The organism is Falsihalocynthiibacter sp. CO-5D18 (assembly GCF_041205445.1).
GTDB lineage: Bacteria > Pseudomonadota > Alphaproteobacteria > Rhodobacterales > Rhodobacteraceae > Falsihalocynthiibacter > Falsihalocynthiibacter arcticus.
In genome coordinates, this window is sequence record NZ_JBGFCF010000085.1 from 1 (window position 1) to 531 (window position 531).

A 531-nucleotide genomic window follows, 5' to 3' on the forward strand; every position below is an offset into this window, starting at 1 on the left:
TCGGCGCGCTGATGCCTCGAAAAGGGGTGGATGTCTTGCTTCGAGCGCTTACGTTGCTTGATCCACATCTGAATTGGCACTTAACTGTGATTGGTGGGGGCCCCGAAGCGGATAGGTTGAAAGCGCTCGCCCTTAGCCTGCCGTCTGACCGAGTCTCATTTTCGGGACCCGCCACAAATGAGGAAGTCAGGGTGGCAATGATAGGGGCGGATTTGGTTGTTGCGCCGTCAATTATTGGGAAAGACGGGCGTTCTGAGGGAATCCCCGTTGTTTTAATCGAGGCGATGGCGGCTGCACGACCCGTCATTTCTTCTCGCCTGTCCGGAATACCAGAACTGGTGAAAGACGGCGAGACGGGTTTTTTGATTGAACCGGGGGATGTGGTGAAGCTTGCTGAGCAGATCATGCGTGTGGCTGAAAACTACTCACTTGCGGTTGAAATTTCTCAGGCGGGACGGCAGCTTGTCATTCGGGAATTTGATATCGAGAAAACCGCTGCCAACCTCTTGGCCCTGATAGAAAAGAACTCGG

The 531-nt window shown here is 53.9% G+C and carries 1 protein-coding gene; it reads left to right on the plus strand.

Features of this window, described 5'->3' with window-relative positions:
- The coding region (locus AB9F27_RS22030) for a glycosyltransferase family 4 protein (RefSeq protein WP_369758222.1) at window positions 1-531 on the plus strand (531 nt) is incomplete at both ends.